The organism is Microcoleus sp. Pol8_D6, from assembly GCF_036700965.1.
Taxonomy (GTDB): Bacteria; Cyanobacteriota; Cyanobacteriia; order Cyanobacteriales; family Microcoleaceae; genus Microcoleus.
Window position 1 is genome coordinate 1 of sequence record NZ_JAUBPW010000031.1, and the last position, 23,333, is coordinate 23,333.

16 protein-coding genes are annotated in these 23,333 nt (G+C 45.7%); 9 read left to right on the plus strand and 7 right to left on the minus strand.

The window, feature by feature from the left end; all coding sequences use genetic code 11:
- The first annotated feature begins 67 nt into the window (after positions 1-67).
- Positions 68-1,477, plus strand: coding sequence for an NB-ARC domain-containing protein (locus tag QUA10_RS14370; protein WP_333083225.1), 1,410 nt, complete (start codon positions 68-70; stop codon positions 1,475-1,477).
- A gap of 63 nt (positions 1,478-1,540) precedes the next feature.
- Here QUA10_RS14370 and QUA10_RS14375 read toward each other — a convergent pair whose 3' ends face one another.
- Complete coding sequence (locus QUA10_RS14375) at positions 1,541-2,521, minus strand: ABC transporter ATP-binding protein (protein ID WP_333083224.1); 981 nt, start codon at positions 2,519-2,521, stop codon at positions 1,541-1,543.
- 110 nt (positions 2,522-2,631) lie between these two features.
- Between QUA10_RS14375 and QUA10_RS14380 the strand changes: the two genes are divergently transcribed.
- The gene (locus tag QUA10_RS14380; protein WP_333083223.1) at positions 2,632-2,820 is read left to right on the plus strand and encodes a hypothetical protein; all 189 of its coding nucleotides are present in this window, start codon (positions 2,632-2,634) and stop codon (positions 2,818-2,820) included.
- 75 nt (positions 2,821-2,895) lie between these two features.
- Here QUA10_RS14380 and QUA10_RS14385 read toward each other — a convergent pair whose 3' ends face one another.
- A complete protein-coding gene (locus tag QUA10_RS14385) occupies positions 2,896-3,825 on the minus strand; it encodes a phosphoribulokinase (RefSeq protein ID WP_333083222.1) in 930 nt (309 codons plus the stop codon).
- A 631-nt stretch (positions 3,826-4,456) separates the two neighbouring features.
- Here QUA10_RS14385 and QUA10_RS14390 point away from each other — a divergent pair.
- The gene (locus QUA10_RS14390) at positions 4,457-5,590 is read left to right on the plus strand and encodes an adenylate/guanylate cyclase domain-containing protein (RefSeq protein ID WP_333083221.1); all 1,134 of its coding nucleotides are present in this window, start codon (positions 4,457-4,459) and stop codon (positions 5,588-5,590) included.
- A 131-nt stretch (positions 5,591-5,721) separates the two neighbouring features.
- On the opposite strand, the gene QUA10_RS14395 is transcribed toward QUA10_RS14390, so the two are convergent.
- Entirely contained in the window at positions 5,722-7,368 is a 1,647-nt protein-coding gene (locus QUA10_RS14395) for a GTP-binding protein (protein WP_333083220.1), read from the minus strand.
- Between the two features lie 630 nt (positions 7,369-7,998).
- Between QUA10_RS14395 and QUA10_RS14400 the strand changes: the two genes are divergently transcribed.
- Together QUA10_RS14400 and QUA10_RS14405 are read left to right on the plus strand one after the other, a co-directional pair.
- On the plus strand, positions 7,999-9,933 hold the full coding sequence (locus tag QUA10_RS14400; RefSeq protein WP_333083219.1) for an ATP-binding protein: 1,935 nt from the start codon (positions 7,999-8,001) through the stop codon (positions 9,931-9,933).
- Positions 9,934-10,338: 405 nt separating this feature from the next.
- Complete coding sequence (locus QUA10_RS14405) at positions 10,339-10,869, plus strand: hypothetical protein (protein ID WP_333083228.1); 531 nt, start codon at positions 10,339-10,341, stop codon at positions 10,867-10,869.
- Positions 10,870-10,985: 116 nt separating this feature from the next.
- Here QUA10_RS14405 and ilvD read toward each other — a convergent pair whose 3' ends face one another.
- Positions 10,986-12,671 carry a dihydroxy-acid dehydratase gene (gene ilvD / locus QUA10_RS14410; protein ID WP_333083218.1) on the minus strand — a complete coding sequence of 562 codons (1,686 nt, stop codon included), beginning with the start codon at positions 12,669-12,671 and terminating at the stop codon, positions 10,986-10,988.
- Between the two features lie 799 nt (positions 12,672-13,470).
- Here ilvD and QUA10_RS14415 point away from each other — a divergent pair.
- Together QUA10_RS14415 and QUA10_RS14420 are read left to right on the plus strand one after the other, a co-directional pair.
- Entirely contained in the window at positions 13,471-14,313 is an 843-nt protein-coding gene (locus tag QUA10_RS14415; RefSeq protein ID WP_333083227.1) for a pentapeptide repeat-containing protein, read from the plus strand.
- Positions 14,314-14,358: 45 nt separating this feature from the next.
- Entirely contained in the window at positions 14,359-15,222 is an 864-nt protein-coding gene (locus QUA10_RS14420; protein ID WP_333083217.1) for a sulfite exporter TauE/SafE family protein, read from the plus strand.
- A 93-nt stretch (positions 15,223-15,315) separates the two neighbouring features.
- Here QUA10_RS14420 and QUA10_RS14425 read toward each other — a convergent pair whose 3' ends face one another.
- The gene (locus tag QUA10_RS14425; RefSeq protein ID WP_333083216.1) at positions 15,316-16,116 is read right to left on the minus strand and encodes a hypothetical protein; all 801 of its coding nucleotides are present in this window, start codon (positions 16,114-16,116) and stop codon (positions 15,316-15,318) included.
- 375 nt (positions 16,117-16,491) lie between these two features.
- Between QUA10_RS14425 and QUA10_RS14430 the strand changes: the two genes are divergently transcribed.
- Together QUA10_RS14430 and QUA10_RS14435 are read left to right on the plus strand one after the other, a co-directional pair.
- The gene (locus QUA10_RS14430; RefSeq protein ID WP_242722461.1) at positions 16,492-16,818 is read left to right on the plus strand and encodes a hypothetical protein; all 327 of its coding nucleotides are present in this window, start codon (positions 16,492-16,494) and stop codon (positions 16,816-16,818) included.
- Between the two features lie 59 nt (positions 16,819-16,877).
- On the plus strand, positions 16,878-17,417 hold the full coding sequence (locus QUA10_RS14435; RefSeq protein WP_333083215.1) for a GIY-YIG nuclease family protein: 540 nt from the start codon (positions 16,878-16,880) through the stop codon (positions 17,415-17,417).
- Between the two features lie 206 nt (positions 17,418-17,623).
- Here QUA10_RS14435 and QUA10_RS14440 read toward each other — a convergent pair whose 3' ends face one another.
- Both QUA10_RS14440 and QUA10_RS14445 read right to left on the minus strand, forming a co-directional pair.
- Positions 17,624-18,964 (minus strand): response regulator, encoded by a 1,341-nt coding sequence (locus tag QUA10_RS14440; RefSeq protein ID WP_333083214.1) that lies wholly within the window; start codon positions 18,962-18,964, stop codon positions 17,624-17,626.
- A 206-nt stretch (positions 18,965-19,170) separates the two neighbouring features.
- On the minus strand, positions 19,171-23,301 hold the full coding sequence (locus QUA10_RS14445) for an ATP-binding protein (RefSeq protein ID WP_333086286.1): 4,131 nt from the start codon (positions 23,299-23,301) through the stop codon (positions 19,171-19,173).
- Positions 23,302-23,333: the final 32 nt, after the last annotated feature.

The window sequence follows — 23,333 nt, forward strand, 5'->3', positions numbered from 1 at the left end:
CTTGGTAATTTACTTTCATACAATCGTCCTTTTGCTAGAAGTGCTATTGTAGCATATTTTTGGAGAAGTGGTATTACTATCAGCCCCGATCGCAGATATCCCCCAAGACAACCAAAACGATCGCACTTTCCCCCTCCCAGAAAACTTACCCCCCGTCAGAAATTGGGTACAGCGCACCAAAGAAATCGACACCTTAAAAACCCTAATTGTTGAACCCCATCTTGTAGGGGCGGTGCCCCCGTGCCCGCCCTGGGGGGTTCCCATCGCCATCTCAATAGTCGGATTACCGGGCATCGGCAAAACCACCCTCGTCAGCCAACTAATTCGCCAACTCCACACAGAAAAAACCCCCTTCACCTGCGCTACTTGGCAATCCTTGCAATCTGCAATAGGCAAAGCACCCCCCTGCGATCGCACAATTGACTCCCTGCTATTCACCCTCTCCAACGGCGACATCACCACCGCCGTCAATCCTCAAGAAGACTCTTTCCAAAAGAGCGAAAAACTGATAAAAGTTCTCAAAGCTAAACCTTGCTTGCTCGTTTTCGATCGCGCCGACACACTTTTGAAAGCTGGAGAGGCAAAAGCGGCTGGTTATTTCGCCGAGGATTGTGCAGAATATGCTTGGTTATTCAAACAACTATTAGAAACAGAACATCAAAGCAAAATTATATTTACCAGTCGCGAAAGCTTAGCCGAATTGCCACCAACAGTCACCCGCGAAATCCAGCTAAACGGATTGGCTCAAGATAGCGCAGTTGCCCTATTGCAATCTTTTAATTTGACTGCGAATGCAGAGGAATTAGCCGAAATGGGCGATCGCTATTCAGGACATCCCAAAGCGTTACAACTCGTAGCAGCCTTGATTCGAGACGATACCGAGTTTCAGGGAAATGTGGGGATTTTTCTGCACCAGAGAGACTGGTTGCTGATTCGATATCTTGAAAGAGCGATCGATAAAATGATAGCACGTCTGGGCGACGGCGAGCAAACTTGTCTCAGCCGAATTTCTGTCTATCAAACCTCAGAATATCCGCTATCTTTTGCAGGGATTAGCGCTCAAATGCCAGAAGTTAGCAAATATGAACTTAAAGAAAGTATTATTCAGGCCTTCAAGCGACGACAATTGCTATATTACGATCGCCACCTCAAATCCTATCACTTGCATCCGCTAGTTCGAGAAAAGGGCGAGTACCTGCTAAGTCAAAACGCTGAAAATCTCCGTACCGCCCACAGCCAAGCCTATAATTATTATATCAGCATTCCCCTCAAAGCAAAATCAGAATGGCAAGAAATCGAGGATATTAAGCCGCTAATCAGAGCGCACTATCATGCTTCTCAAGCAGGAGATTTAGATGCGGCAAATGCGATTATTTCTGAAGTTTGTGAGTATTTGCGACAGGGGAATTGTGCAGAGTTAGTGCGTGCAAATCTACCGTTGCCATTGTTAACGGAAGTAAAAAATATAACTTTGTAGGGGCGGGTTCACCGACAATAATTGCCCAAAACCCACAATCTCGTAAACCCGCCCCGCGCCAGTTCAACCACTAGAATAAATCCCTCTTTCTTGCAGTTGCTGCATAAAAAACTCTTCCAAACTAGGCTTAGCCAAATTCATGGCAATTAGCTGCCCTCCCGTACCACTCAGACTAGAAATAAACTCCTTCGGCTCGCCCTGCAAATGACCGTACCACAAATCATTATCAACTTCCATATCCGGTATCCATTTTTTCAGGATATTCAAGTGGCCGCCCCTACCTTCAACCCGGTAAGTTTCAGTATTACCCAAGAGTTCGTCGATCGCACCAATGCAGATTAACTCACCCTTCGCTAAAATTGCCACTCGATCGCAAATCTTCTCCACATCAGACAATATATGCGAATTAAAAAAAATTGTTTTTCCTTGATTTTTCAGCGATAAAATTATCTCCCGCATCTGATAGCGCCCCATCGGATCTAAACCAGACATCGGCTCATCCAAAAATACCACATCTGGATTGTTAATCAAAGCTTGAGCCATGCCGATCCGTTGCAGCATTCCCTTAGAATACTGCCGCAACTGTTTTTTTATTGCCGCCGATTGAGATAGCCCAACTAAATCTAACAAATTCGGAATTCGCTGCCGCTGAATCGAGGGGGGAATTTCAAACAAGCCCGCCGCAAATTGCAAGAATTCCCAGCCCGTGAGATAATCGTAAAAATAGGGATTTTCTGGCAAATAGCCGACTCGCTGCTTCACAGCGCGATCGCCCAAAGGCCTCCCCAACAGCAGCGCCCGCCCAGAAGTGGGGCGCACTATACCCAGCAAAGTTTTCAGCAGCGTAGTTTTCCCCGCTCCATTTTGCCCTAACAACCCGAAAGTTTCCCCCTCAGAGACAGTCAGAGTGCAATTTTTGAGCGATTCAATTTTTTCATTCATCCAGAAGCCGGTACGGTAGAACTTCCCCAGATTAAATGTTTCCACCACAGGGGTAGCTCCGTGCATCTCGGTGGGATTTGGCGCGTCTATAAGAGGTTCCATTTTCGTAAGCGAAATAAGTAGCACCTGATTATATTCTATTGCATCAGTTCAGTAATAATCGCTCTTTTTAATGTTAAACTAATATTAGCTGTACTGAAAATATTCTGAATATGGATCGTTCAAAAATTATTGCTATTATCACTGGGGTGATTTCTATAATTTTAGCAGTAGCCTACCTGCTGCTCGTCACCCTCCTCGACTTCCGAGGCGAAATGCTGCCCGCACCTCAAAGTCAGTTGCCAGTCTCCATGCCAATTCAGCAATTAGCTAATGCTAATCTGACTTTCCGAGTACATTAGTTATTGGTTATTGGTTATTAATCATTGCAATAATAACTAACAACTAACAACCAACAACTGCCAGCTAACAACTAACTAATACACATGAATTGCTTTCATCATGTGATATGCAACTAGCAACTGCGTCAAAGCTAGTGGGTAACTTTGCAAAACTTCGCCAGTTGTGCCGATAAGTTTGCCAATTTCCGGGTTGCCTTGGGCGGAGCAAAATCCCCGCAGGTGTGGCAACTCGCTACACAACATCATTTCCAGTTCGTTTACTTGCTCGCTGGTAGCGTGCGAGTCTACTTCCAAAACGTCAACTGGTTTGCCCATATCCCGATCAAGTCCCAAGCGAATTGCAGGTTTAAAACTCTCGCTGCCTCGACCTAAAATCTCAGTAAAATCAGGGTGAGGAATTGTCGGTCTGAGCACTAAACGGACGCTCAAATTTGATTCATTATCCGCTTCGGGCGGGTAAAAACTAACTACAACGTCAGCCGATTTGCGCTGAGGACGAATGAAGTCTTCCGAGTCCGGTTCCCGTTTTTTTATTTCTGCAAGCACCTGTTCTTCAGTATAACCGCGCTTCATAATATCGCGCTTAACTTTCCACTGAGTTCGCAACTCTTCGGGAGGAGCAAGATACACTTTTACGTCGTAAGAATCGCGGATTGTTCGGGTTGCGTAACCCAGCAAACCTTCAACTATTACAAATTTGCTGGGCTTGATGTATTCCGGTGGGTCGAATGTACCTGTGGTGTGGTTGTAGATGGGTTTGAGAATTGCTTGTCCGGTACGCAGCAGACTGAGGTGCTGCTGCATGATGTCGAGGTAATTGCAGTCGGGATGCAATGCTGTGATTCCGATTTCTGCCCGCTGCTTTCTGTCGTAGCGATGATAGTCGTCAGTGCAAATCACAGTGACATTTTCTGGCCCCAATACTTGGGCAATTCCCCGAGTCAGGGTGGTTTTGCCCGCTGCGCTGTCTCCGACAATACCGAGAATAATTGGTCGATCGCTCATTGTTTTTACCCGGACGCACAATAGCAAATTTTGTTGTCAATCTTAAATCTTATCAAAGTTGTGTTCGATCCGATCGCTCGGTTTGACTTGATCCCCCGGAGTCTCCCCAATATGTAAAAATATTGTTATATTTCTTAATATAATGCGGCACCGGAGACTCAGGGAACATCTGATTAAAAAATCACGCCCATTTCTCAACCGCCCAGGAGCTCGATCCTACTTTTGAATCTAGCTCCGCGTCAAAATTTCGGGAAAATTCCCCCTGCAAAGTGTCCAGGTAGTCTCCTTTGTCTTTTGTAGTGCAAATTGCAGCGGTGGGGTTCGTGGGATATTTTTGGTTTCAAAACTTGCCAGCAAGTAGTGAATCAATTTGCCAGTCAATCAATCGATGCTGAGGCCGATCGAATTTACCCGCAATATGAAATTTTAGCCCCAGCTTTCGCTGTTTTGACAAATTAGTATAATAAATTTGAGTTCAGGAGGCAATCATGCCCTCACAAACCTGTTTTTTTCCTCTTGCTTGGCTTCGGCAGTGCGTCTTTCCGTGAAAAAAAAAATAGGTTTGGACGCACCTGTGCGTAATTTATAAAAATAAACAAATTTTAAGTTTAACTAAGCCCGTAGCAAGCCGATGAATCAATTATCTTCAGAAAAATTAAGGGGCAGTATTTTAATTGTGGACGACAGTCTTAACAATTTATTGTTAATGGAGCTGATATTATCCAGGAAAGGCTATAAAGTAGAAGCTGCATCTAGCGGTCAACAGGCACTCGATGCTGTGGATTTGGCTCAGCCTGACTTGATTTTGCTCGATATTATGATGCCCGATATGGATGGCTATGAAGTTTGCAGTCGCTTGAAAGCGAACGCTAGCACTCGTGGCATTCCCATTATTTTTTTGACTGCTGTGGTAGAAGCTTCTGAGAAGGTGAAAGCCTTTAATGCTGGCGGGGCAGACTACATTACTAAACCTTTTCAAACCGTAGAGGTGGTAGCTAGGGTAGAAAATCAATTGCGGCTGCGGGAACTAGAGTTGCAACTGAGGGATAAAAATCTGATGTTGCAGCAGGAAATCGCCTATCGGGAACAGGCAGAAATGGAAACGCGCTTGCTGTTGGAAAAAACCAAGTCTCAGAAAGAAAAAATTGAAGAATTGCTATTAAATATTTTGCCGAAACCGATTGCAGATCGCTTGCAGGAGGGACAAAGCATAATTGCTGACAGCTTTTCGGATGTCAGCGTTTTATTCGCCGATTTGGTGGGATTTACGAATTTTGCCTCTCAAAAAAGTGCGGCAGAAACGGTGAAAGTTCTGAATCAAATTTTTAGTCTATTTGACGAGTTATCGTTACGGCACGGTTTGGAGAAAATCAAAACTATGGGTGACGCTTACATGGTAGTCGGCGGTTTGCCCGAACCGCAGGAAAATCACGCTTTGGCGATCGCCCAAATGGCACTGGATATGCAAGCTGCTGTCGCTAGCTTCAATGTCGAAAACAATCACAACTTTAGTCTCCGCATTGGGATAAATATTGGTGGGGTGGTGGCGGGAGTCATTGGTTTAACTAAATTTAGTTACGATTTGTGGGGCGATACAGTAAATGTTGCTCAGCGGATGGAATCAAGCGGTATTCCGGGGGAAATTCAGGTGACTGCTGCGGTTTATGATCATTTAAAAGATAAATTTTTGTTTAAAAAACGCGGTGCTGTTGAGATTAAAGGTAAAGGAGAAATGATCGTTTATTTGTTGGTGGGGCAAAATTAGTTATTAGTCAGTTGTCAGTTGTCAGTTGGTAGGGGCGGTGACCCTGTGCCCGCCCTCTTAGTTGACAGTTGACAGTTGACAATGCCCAATTCCCCATTCCCAATTCCCAATTCCCAATTCCCAATTCCCAATTACCACTCATCGTTGCGTTTGTTGCTGTAAGTTTCCCAGTCGTCTTGTTGCGGCGGCGGCTGATACAAAGGTTCTGGTTGTATTTCTGATTCCAATTCTGCTGACATTTCTAATTCTGGTTCCGATTCTTGCTGATAAATGTTCAGAGGTTCGACAACGCGGGCGATCGCATCTTTGACAAATGCTTTGACAAACTCGTCTTTCCGATTTAACTGAAACTGCCTTTGCACAACTTCGGTGATGCCACCATCGCCCCAATCTTGGTCATGGCGGAAATATTCAATAAAACTTTTACCAGCAATTCTGGTTAAATAAGCGGCACTGACTGCTTGAATTGCTTTGCCCAGTACAAACCCGGCCACGCTTAACTGCAGCGCCCTAGACACTACTTGAATTACACCTTCAACTATTCCCAAACTTGCTAGGGTTTTTGCTAGAGACAATGCCAATTCTTTGGCGCGGTCGATATTTAATTCGCAGCCGTAAATCTTGGCAATTTCTACTACCATTTGAGCGTTAACTGCTGCTGTCGCTAACAAATCCACAACTGGCAAAGGCGTGACAGCAATTACTCCGGCTCCGATCCACTGAAATCGCTCTACTGCCTTATCAGCTTGCCGCCTTCTTTGAGCGTCAATTAACTTACGCGCTTGGTCTCCCAAGTGCTGAGATTGCAGCAAAATATTATCCGCAATTAAGTCTTCGCCTTCGGCTCGCAAAATCGCAGCGACGCGCCGAATTAATGGCATAATATCCGGGTCTGGCTGAAAAATTGTGCCATCTTCTAGTACAACTTTTTGCGGATTGGCGCTAATGGCGACTACATCCATTGCTGATACAAAACCTTTGACTCGCTGCCGCAGTCGATCGAGAATTTCATCTCTGTCGGTGTCGGGATAAAGGTCAACTTTATTAAAAACCACGATCGACCTTTTGCCAATTTCCGCCAAAGTCCGCAGCGGTTCGTACTCTGATTTTCGCAAATCGCCGTCCAAAACAAATAAGATCAAATCTGCCCTCGCCGCCAACTGCCTCGCCAATTCCTCTCTGTAAGTCCCCGCAACTCCCGCTTCCAAGATACCTGGGGTATCAGTAATTGCTAATTCTCGATCGATTCCTTTCAATTTCAGAGTGTAAGTTTCCCCAACTTCGGTAGTTCCCATCGGCGCACCCACCTGTCCCGCCATCCGCCCCACCAGCGCATTCACAGCGGAAGTTTTGCCCGCAGAACCGGTGCCGAAAACAACTACTCGAACGCTGCCGCGAGCCATGCTAGCTTCAATTTCGCGGGCTCTCAACAGCAAAGCTTGCCGCGCTACTTCATCTTGAATGCGATCAACTTGTTGCCGAATTGCTTTGAGATTTTCCGAAGCTGCTTCACTTTTCACAACAGGAATCTTCGGAGTAATCGGCCGTTTTCCCTTAACTTTCTGAGGGCGTTGCAGCAACCTAAAATAGTAAACCAGCGCAAAAATTAGCGTTCCCAAAAGTACAATTATCAGGAAAATCAGCAAATTAGCCAGCAGCGGAGAAGCAGACCACGCAACTTGACTGTAAAGCCCTGTTAAGGAACTCACCAGCCCAATAATCAGCCCCAGGGCGAGGCAGAAAGCAGCAATTAAGGTTAATAGGCGCGGCAAAGGCATGAGGGGAGTGGCAAATAAAAGGGTTATGCTTTGATTTTTACATTACGCCGATAGTCATCAGTCATTGCAAATCTAAAATCTAAAATCTAAAATGGCGAAGCACCCGTTAGCGTTAGCGAAGCGATCCGAAGAAAAGCCCGCCCCTACGGGGGCTACGCCAACGAAGAGGAGCGTACTGCGCGAGTCCGCAAATCGCGATTCTGTCCGACTGCGGGCGCGGTTTGCGGGGTTTTAGTGGTTAGCGGGTGCAGATGGAGTGCGATCGCCCTCTTGCTGCAATTGTAGCTTGCACAATAACTCAGCTACAGCTTATCACCCGCCGGAAGCGCAGATTGGTTTATTTGCATCTACCTACTTATTTATTCGGTGATTTATTTGATCACGAGTCTAGCAATACTTTTTTATTAAGAAACAAATATAACATTAAGTACAGAGAAACCCGGTTTTGTAACACCAGTGCCTCCTGGAAGCTCCGAAAGTAGAAACGAGAAACCGGGTTTCTTCGGCAGGGTAAGAGCATCCTAATTTACAAAAATTATCACATTAAATATCAATGCGGTACTCTCAAATCCGCCGCGAGTTAAGTTAGACTGAATTGTCAGTGCGTGAATTATTCACAGGTTAGCATCTATGCAGCTCAAACATCTGAATCAGCCTTCACAAGAACTCTCTACCTCTTGCGAGCATAACATCAAAGAGACCCAGCCACCAAAGCCCAATTATTTCACTCACATAGCCCGTTCCTTCCGCAACCTCAGTATTCACGACAAAATCTGCCGTGGGTACGCACTCGCTCTTTGTGTTGCGATTGGGGGAACGGCTGTCGGGATGTTGGTGGGCACTCATTACTATCGAATAACTAATAATCAAGTACACATTGATCGAGAAAGTCAGCTTTTAAATAAGTTGCAGGTGGCTTTACTGCGGACGCAAAACAGCCAAGAATGGCTGATTTACGGGATAAGAGAGCAGCCCCAAATATTTGACAGGAAATACCAACAGTTACAAAACAATAATTCTACTTTAAAAGTGTTGTTTTCAGAATTTAAGAAAAATAACTATCTGGAACACATTGAAGGGATAGAAAAAATTAGAAAAACTTGCGATTCGCTACTGGCTAATTATATTTATCCCCTAGAAATAGTTAATAAAAAAATTAGTAAGTTGCCAAATAACCCCGCTCAACAAAGTGTTAAACGTAAGTTACTGTCGAATTTCGATCAAGATAAAATAGGGTTGCAACTAGATAGGGCGGTCAATGATATAGCAGAAATTATCGATCGCGCCCAACAACAAGAAGATGCAGGGCGGGAGGATCTGCTGCGAGCCCAGGCGCTGCGGGTGCAAATAATTTTGGGTAGCATGGTACTGTCGATCGTCGTTGCAGCAGTGCTGGCGGGCTTCACCAGTCGGGCGATCGCCAAACCCCTCGCCGCTGTAACTAAAATCGCTCAGCGAGTGACTGAAGAATCTAATTTTCAGTTGCAAGTACCAGTTACCAGCACCGATGAAGTAGGAGTATTAGCAGCTTCCCTGAATCAACTGATTCAGAAAGTAAATCAGTTGCTCAAAGAATTGAAATCTGAACAAGAAAGCCAGATACTTCAAAATGAGAAAATGGCAACTTTGGGGCGGATGTTAGCCGGTGTTGCTCACGAAGTTAATAACCCAATCAATTTTATTTATGCCAATATCGCCCCAGCCAGAAATTATGTTGAAGATATTTTAGATTTGCTCAAAACTTACGAAACAGAAATTTCCCACCCCCCGGCCGCAGTAATCGCCAAAGGCGAAGAAATAGACATCGATTTTCTCAAAGAAGATTTGATCAAAATATTTGACTCGATGCAAGTAGGCGCTGAAAGAGCAAAAGCTATTATCTTAAGTTTGAAAGATTTTTCGCGCCTCGATGAGGCAGCCCCTCATCCCGTCGATTTGCACGCCTGCATAGACAGCAGTTTGCTGATTCTCAACAGCCGCATCAAACAGGGCATTGAAGTGGTGCGAAATTACGGGAATATTCCGACTGTGGAAGGCTATATGGGTTTGCTTTACCAGGTATTTGTGAACCTTCTCAACAATGCACTAGATGCTGTGGAAGAGAAAGCAAAAAGTGAGAAATCCAGCTCAGCCGAGGCGAAAAAACAATCGGCTTCGGAGTCAGGCAAACAGGAAGCACCGAGTTTTTCGCCGAGGATTGTGATTACTACAGAATACTTGGACGACGACTCAGTGCTAGTGCGAATTTCTGATAACGGTACGGGAATAGCACCAGAGAGCCAAGAAAAAATGTTTGAAACATTCTTTACTACTAAACCCAGAGGTGTAGGTACTGGTTTGGGATTGGCAATTGGTCGCGAAATTATCGTTAAGAAACACGGGGGGACAATTAACTTTTGGTCTGAGGTGGGAACGGGGACGGAATTTTCGATAGCCCTGCCGATTAAGCATGAGGATTTAAGGCAAAATACGCTCTTACAACCTCCAGTTGCTCGTGAATATAATTCCCTCGGCCACGAGAACGTGCCAACCAAGCCCAAAAAAAGAGGAACTGTAAAAACTTAAAAATTATTCGTTTTAATCCCTGTTTCAAAAAAGAATGTAACTGCAAGCACGCTCCGCAATCTGATGTCAGAATTCATTCCACATCTAAAATCTAAAATAGTATTAGATTGGTTACTGACCGAAAGCATCCAGGATACAAGCCCCCGGATTCATTCCTTCGCAGACTCAGGACCCAGAAATAAAAAACTTGTATCCGATGAAACTTGCCCCCCGAATTTATGCGTGGGGTCAATGCTTCAATTCTAAAATCTAAAATCTAAAATCTAAAATCTAAAATCGATTGACTGGCTGTCGCTACCCCACTAAATGAGTGATAATACCCAAATCACAACTATTTTCAGTAATCTTGAAAAACAGGAGTTGCTATAATTTAAAGTTGAGAAACAACTGTACGGAGCGAAAATGATGGGACTATTTGACCAAATTTTGAGCGCGATCGACAATCCCAACCAACAAGCAAGTCCCAATCAGTTGGGCAACATTATCGGTGCGGTAGAGCAGTTGAGCGGCAACCAGGGCGTCGATGCGGGTACGACTCAGTTGGCGATGTCGGTTTTGGGCGGATACGTGCGATCGGCATTGCAAGACGTGCGATCGCAGTCAGGAGACGCACAAGCTCAACAACTTGTCAACCAATTTAGCGGCACAAATCCCAATCCCCAAGCAGTACAGAGTTTGTTCGGAGCCGGCCAACTCACGCAGATAGTGGCCGATATCGCCCAAAGAACCGGTTTGAATAACGCCACAGTGCAGGCGATGATACCTGTTTTGGTGCCGCTCATACTGAATTTGCTACAAACCGGCGGCAACGCCCAAAATCCAGCCCAGGGCGGAAATCCCGTTTTGAATACGTTTTTAGATACAGATGGAGATGGCGACGTAGATATTACTGACGCAATGTCGATGGCTAGCCGCTTTTTGAATCAGCGCCGTTAATTTGGGATTTTGTAACCGCAGATATCAGCGGATGGACACAGATGAACGCAGATAGGATTTTATCTGCGTTCATCTGCGTTGATCTGGCTTCATCTGCGATTACAAAAACTCCTACTTTAACCCAAACCCAAATCAGTCACAGCACCAATACTGCTAGAAGAAACCAACTTAGCGTATTTAGCCAAAACGCCCCTAGTATAGCGAGGTTTAGGAGGCTGCCAAAGAGCGCGCCGCTGCTCCAATTCTGCATCAGAAACATTGAGCTGCAACAAGCGATTGTTAGCATCAATTGTAATCGAATCGCCCTCTTTTACCAGAGCAATTGTCCCGCCAACTTGTGCTTCTGGTGCAACGTGACCGACCACCATGCCGTAAGTTCCGCCAGAGAAGCGACCGTCAGTAATTAATCCTACAGAATCGCCCAAACCGGCGCCAATAATTGCCGAAGTTGGTGCTAACATTTCGCGCATTCCCGGCCCGCCTTTGGGCCCTTCGTAGCGGATGATAATCACATCTCCAGCTTGAATTTTGCCGGCTAAAATTGCATCCAAACAATTTTCTTCAGATTCAAATACCCGCGCCGGGCCGGTAATTTGCGGTTTTTTAACGCCAGTAATTTTAGCAACGGCTCCTTCTGTTGCCAGATTTCCCCTGAGAATTGCTAAATGTCCTTGGGCGTACATCGGGTTGTTCCAAGGGCGGATGACATCTTGGTCGGTGCGGGGTTCGGCTGGAATATCTGCTAACACTTCGGCAACAGTTTGACCGGTAATTGTCAGCGCGTCTCCGTGCAGCAAACCCTTTTCTAGCAGCATTTTCATTACTTGAGGAATGCCGCCGGCTGTGTGCAAATCGGTTGCTACGTATTTGCCGCTGGGTTTGAGGTCGCACAGCACTGGTACTTTTGCTCGAATAGTTTCAAAATCGTCGAGGGAAAGTTCAACTCCGATCGCATTGGAAATGGCTAATAAATGCAGCACAGCATTAGTTGAACCGCCGACTGCCATGATGACGGCGATCGCATTTTCAAAGGCCTTGCGCGTCAAAATTTGGCTCGGTAACAACTGTTTGCGGACAGCTTCCACCAGCACTTTTGCAGATTCAGCAGCGCTGTCAGCTTTTTCGGCATCCTCAGCAGCCATTGTCGAAGAATAAGGCAAACTCATACCCATCACTTCAAAAGCGCTCGACATGGTATTTGCTGTGAACATTCCGCCGCATGAACCCGCACCGGGACAAGCTTTTTGTTCGACTGCATTGAGTTCTGTTTCGTCAATTTTTCCCGCGCTGAATTGACCGACTGCTTCAAAAGCGCTGACAACGGTTAAATCTTTTCCGTTGTGGTGTCCTGGTTTGATCGTGCCACCGTAAACAAAAATAGCAGGAATGTTCATGCGGGCGATCGCAATCATCGCCCCCGGCATATTTTTATCGCAACCGCCGACAGCCAGCACCCCGTCCATACTTTGGCCGTTGCAAACAGTTTCGATGGAATCAGCAATCACATCTCTCGACACCAGAGAATATTTCATCCCTTCTGTTCCCATCGAGATCCCGTCGCTGATAGTAATCGTACCGAACATCTGTGGCATCGCCCCAGCTTCCTTTGCACCCGCAATAGCCCGCAAAGCGAGGTCGTTCAATCCCATATTGCAGGGCGTAATCGTGCTGTACCCGTTGGCAATCCCCACAATCGGCTTGGTGAAATCGCCGTCACCAAAACCGACTGCCCGCAGCATTGCTCGGTTGGGCGCGCGCTGCACACCTCCAGTCACAGCTTGGCTTCTCAAATTTTCAGGCATTTTAAAATTTCCTTTCTCTGTTGTCTGTTGTTCTGTTGTCTGTCGCTGTTTTGCTTTTAGGACTAAGGCCAAAGGGCATCGGGACCATCGACTTGTAGGGTGCTCTACTATTTTGATTTTTAACCGATTATCAAGGGTTTCGCATAGTAGAGCACGTGACTACCTGTGACACGCTTGCCTTAGTCCTGTCTTTGCTGCTGGCTGTTTTACTGCCCAGTGCCGAGAGTTTTACGCTATTTTTAATTTTCTCAGAAGCGTTGATATTTTTGACACTCCCCACGGCCCAAGCCGGAGGATTCTCCAAGACAAACTTGGAAGGGACAGGCAAAAGTCCCCCTAGACGCTCAAAACAACTACCAGTAACAGAGGTATTGCAATTGCGCTTACTTTTAAATTATTTTCGCTTTCTGAGTCCACCACAAAAGCCACGTAGGTACGCTCCTCATCCTGCCATTAATTGCCCTTTAAGTATTCCGCATCACAGGCGGCTCCGTTGCCGGGATTTCTCGCCCTCTAGGATGATTCCTCGCGTAGATGGTTGTTCTTACTTGCTACTCAAACTATATCAAATACTGAAGGCGGTTGAAACCGCTACCGACTTATCCCCACGGCCCAAGCCAGGGGCTTGCGTCTCGTTCTTTGGTCAGACCTTTTAACAGGCAGTGGCACCGCAGTGTCCCGAAAGCAATGCAAAAATTCTACAGATACTACAGCGTGCAGGGTGAATACCGTGTTTATCTGGGATGATGTGGTAACACCCATCACTCTAACGTTTAAAAAAAATTGCGAGGCGAATGACATGGAGGCCGATCGAATTCTGAGGCAATATGCGGCCGGAGAAAGAAATTTTCGAGAAATTAACCTCGCCGGGGCCGACTTAAAAGGGGTAAACCTCAGCGAGGCTAACTTTACCAGAGCGAATTTCCAAGACGCAAACCTCAAAGGCGCTAACCTGACAGGAGCGAACTTGCGCGAGGTGAAATTGGCAGGGGTGGACATGACAGAAGCCAACCTCAGCGAAGCAAATCTCATCGGTACCGATTTGAGCCGTGCCAATCTCAGCGGGGCTAACCTGATGGGAGCCAACCTGCGCGGCTCAATGGCCAGAGAAGTCAACATGACCAAGGCTAATTTGACTGAAGCTAATTTGACCGAAGCCAACTTTACCGAAGCGAATTTGTTTGCGGCCAACTTAACCGACGCTAGCATGATTCGCATTAATTTGATGAAGGCAAATTTGAGTTGGTCAACTCTCAAAGCGGTAAACCTGACAAATGCCATTCTCAGCGAGTCGCTTTTAGAAAGAGCTAACCTGAATCAGGCAATTCTTAGCGGGGCGATGCTGAGCGGGGCCAACCTGACTGGTGCAGACTTGCGCCAAGTAACGATGATTGGAGCTAATCTCACCGAAGCTAATCTGAGCAATGCTAATTTGAGAGTTGCTAATGTGAGTTGGTCAACGCTGGCAAGAGCTAATTTGAGCGGTGCTAATTTGTACCGGGCAAAGCTGTGCTGGTCTAATTTTAGCGGGGCTATTTTGGTGGAAGCGGTTTTGATTGATGCTAATCTCAATCGAACTAACTTCCGCGATGCAGATTTGAGGCGGGCAATTATGCCCGATGGCACGACTAATGATTCTTAAAATTTGACTGTTAACTGTTAACTGTTGACTAATGACTAATGACTAATGACTATCACTGAATTATTGATGTTGGGTGCGGCGGGAATTTTTGCCGGAATTCTAGCTGGATTTTTGGGTATCGGCGGCGGTACGGTGCTCGTGCCTTTGTTGGTGGCTCTCAATTACGCTCCGGTGGAAGCGGTTGCTACTAGCGGTTTGTCGATCGTCATTACAGCTATTTCTGGCAGCATCCAGAATTGGCGCATGGGCTACCTCAACTTGAGTCAAGTCGCAGGCATCGGATTTCCCGCCGTCATCACCGCACAAATCGGTGCTTATTTGGCGGGGATATTTCCGCCTTACTTGCTGTTACTTACTTTTGGGTTGTTGCTGTGGTTGAATATTTATTTGATTGAAGTTCGCAAGCACCTGACAGCTAAGAAGAAAGCGGAACTAGAACAAGGGGGACTGGGAGGACAAGCGGGACAAGGAGAAAATGCTCAATTACCAATTACCAATCACGAATTACCCCATAATTCAAATATTTTATTCCATCCAACTTTTGCTAAAATTGCCACCGGCAGTGCGGCGGGTTTATTAGCGGGTTTGTTTGGCGTAGGCGGCGGCGTAATTATGGTTCCCCTGCAAATTTTGCTATTAGGAGAAAGCATTAAAACTGCAATTCAAACCAGCTTGGGCGTCATCGTCATCACGGCAATTTCGGCGACGGCGGGACACGCGGCGCGCGGGAATGTTTTGTGGGTTGTGGGGTTAATTCTTGGCGGCGGCGGTTTGTTGGGCGCGCAGGTGAGCACGCGGTTTTTGCCGAGATTGCCCGATCGTATTGTTAGTTTAGCTTTTCGATCGCTCTTGGCAGTGTTATCGATTTATGTTTTCTGGCAAGCTTGGCAAAAATTTAGTAACGGGTAATTTCTCATTGGTAAGGTGCGCGGCCCGGCGCACCCTACAAAAGACTGCGGGAAGATGCCCGCGCTGCACCCTACGAAAAACGAATAAGTAAGACTAATTTGCTGATAGTTTCTTCACGGCGCGAGTCAGACGCTGCAAATAAGGCTTGACAATTTCTTGATTTTGTCTCTGCAACTCGGACACTTGCTGCTGCAAATGATGAATCTCGGTTTGCAGCATCCCTGTGTCTATTGTGGGTCGATCGAGCAAGTCCTGCAATTGCTGGAGAGAACCTTGGATTGTATCCAAGTCTACTTCGTTCGATCGCTCCTGTAACTGAGCCGTAATAGTTTTAACTTCAGTTAACTGTTCGCCCATCAATAAAAATCGGACGTTGACATTTTCCCAATCATGCTCTCTGAGGGCGCTATTTTCCAAAATGCGGAGTTTTTGCTGCAAATCGGACAGGGTGGTGTAGAGTTCCTGAGAGTCGGCCGGAAGCGCCTGGGCTTGGCGTTCGAGGGAGGCTACGGCAGCTTGTACCTCGGCGATGACGCCGGATTCCAAGCCGAGGAGTTTCTGCTGCAAGTCGGAGACGGCGGTGTAGAGTTCCGCAGGTTCTCCAGGTAGTATCTGAACTTGCTGCGAGCGACGTTCTACTGCGGCCTGTACGTCCGTAATCGCAGAATTTGCCTTTTGTTGAATTTGTTGCTCGAAACGCTGGCGATTGGCGAGATTTATCGAGAGTGCTGCGGTTAAAGGGGCGGCAGCGTAGACAATTTGGCCCGACAATCCTGCAGCAATCGTGCCAATAGCGGAACCAGCAACAGAGGCGTATTCTACCAATTCTAGCCAGTCCGGCTGGTTCGGAGCACTTCTGGAAGCTGGGAATGATGCTTTTTCAATCTTCTGCATAGCCTTTTAGTCGTAGTCGGATAGATGGCGATACCGACATGATAAAAGCGATCGGCAAATAAATCAGGCCTATTTGTCAAAATTTCCTGATTGTGGTATTTTCATTGACCGAAAGCATCCAGGATACAAGCCGCCGGATTCATCCGTGGAGAAATAAAAAACCTGTATCCGATGAAACTTGCCCCCAGAATTTATCCGTGGGGTCAATGCTTCAATCCTTTAATCTAAAATCTAAAATCTAAAATCGATTGACCTCCTGCCGAATACGTTTTGCGTTTAAAACGCTCAGTCTCAGGTAAAATTCAGGATTAAGTCGATCGCTCAAAACAGTTAACCAATAACCGTTAACCGCCATCTGCCAGGAGTATACAGAAAATGGGTCTTAAGATTATTGAAAGCTACGATAGCAGTTTTGTCCTCGAACCAGAGGCTAAAACTGCACTGTTCGGTTTATTAACCGGTGAAAGCTTTGTCAAACAAATAGCGCTACAATTGCAATGCTCGCGCATTGAGTTTGCCGAGTTACTTTTTCAGCCAGTCCCTTACAGCAGCGAGACGCCGAAGGGAATGCCTGCTGAATTTGAAAAGTATCATCAATCGAGCGATTTTGCGATCGTCAACGTCCCCCCTAATTTCATGTTCCAAGCCAAAATATTTAAACCCAGCCGCCTCTGTGCAATTTATCGAGTTTTCAAGAGTTAAGTAAAGGCTGGTTAATCTGTGGTTTAATCTTAGATCTAAAATCTAAAATCTAAAATCGGATGACAGAAGACATTCAATCTCTCGCCAGCTTAGAATTCATTCCATACATAGACTCTGAGGGGAAATTGCCCGATTTTGTCCAGGGAAAAATCGGCGTTTACGCGATTTTTGACAGCGAGAAAGTCCTGCAATTTGTCGGCTATTCTCGCGACATTTACCTCAGCCTCAAACAGCATTTGGTACGCCAGACCCAATATTGCTACTGGCTGAAAGTTCAAACTATTGACAAGCCCAGCCGCACAATTCTAGAAAGTATTAGAGAAAGTTGGATTGCCGAAAACGGTTCCCAACCCCAGGGTAACGATGCCGATGCTGCCAAGTGGAACGATCCCATCGACACCAAAACTGTAATGACTGCCCAAGAAACGGCAAATTATGAAGGTATATTCGCCGATGAAATTGCCAAAGATAAATTGTTGAAAAATGTCGCGCGGCGGGTGGAAAATGAAATTTTCGCGCTGCTGAAAGCTCGGGGCGTAACTGAAGAAATCCGGTTTAATCCTAAGCTGAAAACTAGCGGATTGCTGGATTTAAAGTAAATACAAACTCAGGACTTTAGTCCTTATTACGCCCCTGTTTGTAGTAAGGAGTTTAGTCCTCTCTTTCAGGGCTAAACTCCTTACTGCGAACTTATAATATTTAAAATATTTTAACATTTAATATCGTTTCCGGTGGCATCGGTATTGTTCAAATTTCCAAACAGTCAACAGTCAACAGTCAACAGTCAACAGTCAACAGTCAACAGTCATTCCGGTGCAACCGGAATTGATTTAACAGATATCGGAATCTGCAAAATTAACTCGGTTCCTCGGCCCGGAGCAGAAGTACAACTGATTTGACCTCGATGTTTTTCCACTACAATATCGTGACTGATGGCCAACCCTAATCCAGTACCGCGACCTACAGGTTTCGTAGTAAAAAATGGGTCAAATATCTGGTGGCGCACTTCCTCACTCATCCCACAACCGTTATCGGCAATGTGAATAACAACGGATTTATAGTTTTGAGTGGCTAATATTGAATCTTGATTGTGCAGCGCAGCTTCTGAGTCAAAACCTACTGAAGTGCTGATGGTAATTTTTCGGGGAGACGATTGATTTTCCAGGGCATCAATAGCATTAGTTAGCAGGTTCATGAACACTTGATTTAACTCACTCGCATAACAGGTGACTCTTGGCAGTTGGCTGTAGTTTTTAATGACCTCTATCTCACCAGCTTTGTTTGCTCCCTTCAGCCGATGTTGCAAAATAACTAAAGTATTGTCAATGCCTTCATGAATATCCACTGGCTTGTACTTTTGTTCGCCAAGGCGGGAGAAGTTCCGCAAAGACATTACAATTTCGCTAATCCGAGAAGCACCCTCTGTCATCGAATTCAGCAGTTTTGGATAATCCTCTGCGATGAATTCCGGTTGAATCTCATCCAATTCGCCGATAATTTCTGCAACGGGGTGCGGATAGTAATGGCGGTACAATTCGACGAGGCGAAGCAAATCTCGTGCATACTCCGCCGCTAGAGCAATATTGCCGTAGATAAAGCTGACGGGATTGTTGATTTCGTGAGCAATTCCTGCAGCTAGCTGACCTAAAGAAGCCATTTTTTCCTTCTGTATTAACTGAGCTTGAGTTTTCTTTAGTTCAGTTACGCTTTGTTCGAGTTGCTGGGCGTAGGATTGTGTTTGCTGGAACAACTGGCGCTGCACGAGTTGATTTGAAACTCGAGCCAAAACTTCTAGTTCGTGAAACGGTTTTGTGATATAATCTATACCACCAACTTCAAAGGCTTTGACTTTATCTAATACTTCATTCAAAGCACTAATAAAAATAACCGGAATGTCCTTGGTTGTGGGAGAAGCTTTCAATGCTTGGCAGACTTTGTAGCCGTCCATACCGGGCATCATGATGTCGAGCAAAATCAAGTCAGGAGGAGTTAACTCGATCGACCGCAGCGCTAGTTTGCCGTCGGGGGCGGTGCGTGTTTTGTACCCTTGCTGCGAGAGTATTTGAGCTAAAAGTTGCAAATTAGCCGGAATATCATCAACAATTAAAATATTCCCTTTTATGACGGGAGTTGGTTCGTAATTCATATCTAGTTCGGTAAAATAACCTTTATATAGCAATCCTTGCAGGAGTCGTAAATTTTTGACCCCATCCCAACCCTCCCCTTATCAAGGAGAGGGAGTAAGAAATTCACAAATGATTTAGGATGGCTATAGGTTTGTAGTGAGTACGATCGCCAGATCGCGTTTTATGAGGACGATCGTACTCATTACAAACCTATCTCATATCCTGATTATTTTGGTTCGGGATGGATGAGAGCTAGTATTTGATTGAACTGAAACTCGTTAGCCAAGGCGGCTAGAGCGCTAGCTAAAGCGTCATTACGATCGCGAATTTGCTCAATGTGGATCAGAATTAACTCTAAATCGCACTCAATTGTGGCTTTCTCTAAAGCTGCCAGCCAATCTGCTGGTAAAGCTGCCAGACTCTCTGGAGTCGGAGCCTCAATTTGAGTTGAATCGGGAACACTCTCCGGTTCACCGTAAATGTAACGCACTCCCAGATGTTTGTGCAGGGTGGCAAAAATTTCTGTATCTCGAAAGGGTTTGTGGATAAAGTCATCGCAATCATCTGATACAGTAACGGTTTGCGTTTCCTCGGCGTTACTGGCACTCACGGCAATAATTGCCGTAGCATGACCTTTAACGGTGGCTTTAATGCGTTTGGTCGCTTCATGTCCATCCATCACGGGCATCCACATATCCATAAAAATTAAGTGTGGCTCAAAACTCGACCACATTTCAATAGCTTCCATGCCGTTGCTGGCTTCTTCGAGTTCAAAGTCAAAGACAGCGAGGAGTTTAATCAGCAATTGGCGGTTGTCTAATTGATCGTCCACAATCAAAATACGATAGCGTGGCTGGTTGCGTTCCAGGGCTATCACCCGACGCGGTGGCTGTACGGGTTGAGTCGCCGGGGCATCAACGGCGCTGATGGGAATATCAAACGCGAAGGTGGTGCCGCGTCCTACTTCACTGCGTACAGTAATCAGGCCGCCCATCAGCTTGATAAACTGTTGGCTGATAGCGAGTCCCAAGCCTGTTCCTTGCTGAGATTTAGTTCCTGTTTTGGTTTGCACAAAGGCTTGAAAAAGCTGATCTAGCTCATCAGCAGCTATGCCGGAACCCGTGTCTTCTATTTCAAAATGTAATTGGTAATTACTGATTGGCACTTGCTGATTTTCACCGTCTATAAATGCACCTACTCTTAACCTAATTACTCCGTATTTCGTAAATTTAATGGCGTTAGAAAGCAGATTAATTAAAACTTGACGTAACTTCATTTGATCTGTTTGCACGTATTCGGGAGTTTCGCTAGAGCAGTCAAATATTAACTGTAATTGTTGCTCCCTTGCCTGGAGTTGAAACATCTCTTCCAAATCGTTCAGCAGGCTGCTTAATTTAAAATCAGTTGGGTTGATTGTAATGCGCCCCGCCTCTATTTTTGCTAAATCTAATATTTGATTGATCAGAGCTAGCAAGTGCTCTCCGCTGCGGTTGATGATGCGGATATTTTCCTGTTGTTCGCGAGTCAGGTTGGTAGAGCGCTGCATCAATTGGGAGAATCCCAGAATTGCGTTTAGCGGGGTGCGTAGTTCGTGGCTCATATTTGCTAAGAAAGTGCTTTTGGCAAGGTTGGCAGCTTCTGCGGCCCAGGCGGCTTGTTGGAGCTGTACTGCTTGCTGTTGAGTGGCTTCTAGCAATTGAGCTTGTTGTAAGGCGACTCCCAATTGAGTGCTAATTTGCAGCCCAATATTGATTTCTGCTTCGCGCCAAGTGCGGGAGCCAGAATTTTGATAGCTGGCGAGCAAACCCCAAAGTTGACTGCCACAAAATATGGGAAAAATAACGTATGCTCTAGCTTGAAATTGTTTTAAAAGTTCTAGGTAACAAGGACTTAAACCAGCGCTGTATATGTCTTCAATTATGCGGTAAGGAACGCCTCTAGCATACATACCGCCTTGATTTTTTTGTAGATAGGTATCCAGCACTGGTGTACCGCCGGCTTGCATAGTTTTGACGGTACAGCGAGAGTCTTCGACGAGAGTATTTGGCACATTAAAATCGTCGGCTTGTGGGATCAGAGACTTCCAGCCGGCAGCCATTGACTCGGCAACAAATTCCCCACTCCAATCAGGATTAAAGCGATAGATACCGACACGATCGCATTTTAGGGTTTGTCGCAGTTCCGAGGTTGTGGTTTTGAATATTGTGTCAATATCTAAGGATTGACGGATGCGATCGATCGATCGGGCGATGGCTTGTTCTCCCTGGGCACTTTCTCGCAAAGCTGACTCGGCTTGTTTGCGATCGCTAATATCTAAGACAGTGCCGAACAAACGGATCAACTGCCCTTTTTCATCATAAACAGGTTTCCCTCGGACTTCAATGTAACTGAGCGAGCCATCTCTTCGGATCAGCCGCAGATCAATTTCAAAGCTTTGTCCCGACATAGCTTGATCGCGCACCATTGCCAGATAGCGCGATCGATCTTCTGGATGAAAACGCTCGATTAATTGTTCGGTTGGCAGCGGTTTTTGAGTAGGATCGAGCTCATAAATGCGATATAGTTCCTCACTCCAAGTTGTTGTTGTTGTGGCCATATCGTATTCCCAACTGCCAATATGGGCAATTTTTTGGGCTTCCAGCAGTCGGGATTCCGCCAACTGGCGATCGCTAATGTCGCGCGCTACCCAAACCGCAGAGCTATCCGATAGTGGCGAAATTTTAGCAGCAAACCAAACTTCTTGATTATTAATCGGCAGACTGTAATCAAAACTTATAGTTTGTTTAGTTTCCAATACCTGTCGAACTTGAGCAAAATAAATCTCCTTCCTTGCCTCATGAAAAAATTGTTCGATGATGGAGTCGATCTGATTCGTCTGATAGTTGTATTGAAAAATTCCCTTAGTGGGTATAATTTGGATGGTTTCTTCTTGAAGATCAAAAATCAATACAATATCTGTAATCGACTCAAATATTTTCACAAATTGCTCAGTAGAACTGTAAAGTTTTTGTTCGAGCAATTTGCGATCTGCAATTTCAGATTGTAATAGTTCGTTAGCACGAGCTAAGGCGCCGATATGTTCGGCAACTTCGGCGGCTAAAGTGTGATTGTAGTCAGTTAATATTTTTTCAGATTGTTTGCGCTGTGCGATGTTATAAAAAGCATTGATGGCATAAATAATGTTTCCCTCTTCGTCAAAAATCGGTGTGGCGCGCACTTCAAAAGGAATAAATTGCCCATCTCGATGAAGTTCTACATCTTCAAGGAATACTGTTTCACCGCGCAGTGCTCGGAATGCAGGCAGTTCTTCAGTTGGATACGGCTGATTTTGGCGGTAGACTTGATAAACTTCTACTGCTTCTTCTAAAGTTGAATCGGGGATAGTTTCTACGCCGAGCCAATGCTTGGCAGTTTGGTTGAAGTAAACGACTTTACCGGAGGCATCGTGGATAGATACTCCCCCAGGTATGGCTTCGATAAATTGCTGAAGTTGGCTCTCTCTTTGCGTTAAAGCTTCATTTAAAGATTTTTGGTCTGCAAAAGCCTGTTGCAGTTGCGCTGCCATAAGATTGAAGGAATTGGCGAGTTCTCCGACTTCATCGAAGCGTCTAATTTCTAAAGGTTGATCCCATTTTCCTGTGGCAACATTTTTGGCTGCGGTATTCAAGCGCATAATTGGCTTTGTTACCCAACGGGAAGTCAAAAATCCGATCGCGATTCCCAGCGGCAGTGTACCGGCCAATAACCACAATGTATTGCGCGTATTTGCTTGAATCGGCCCCATGAAATCAGACTCTGGCACCACCACCACAATCAACCAATCCAAACCACGGACATCTCGATAGGGAGTGACGCGGACAAACTGCCTATCGCCCTTGTTCGCCAGGGTAAATCGCTGAGTAGTTTGCAGGGTGCGGAAGTTGCCAAATCGGTTGGTGAGTTGTCGAGCAATATCTCGCGTGCGGGCATCCTTGCTGTTGGTGGCTAGCAATGGCGTCGGTTGCTTTTTTGTTGGCGTCACCAAGGGTGTTTCTAGTGTAGATGTGGCAATCAGATTGCCCGATCGATCCATAATAAAAGTTTGTCCTGACGCCGAGAAGTGCAGCCTAGCCAGAAACGTATTGATTGCCGAGAGTCCATTATTATCCGTGAGGCGATCGCTAATTCGCTCTCCTACTTGTTCGATTAGCTGATGCGCTACATCTTCGACTGATTCCTGACTACTTTTGAAAGAAAGATAGCCCACTAGCCCAACTACACTTAGCGTTTGCAAAACTAACGGAACAATCAGAACCGTTCGCAGCGGCAGCTTGCTGAAAAATTTGGCGGTTAGGCGGTTGAGCGGATAAATGGGCATGGGTGTTAACCAATTGCGCTGATAATCGTATT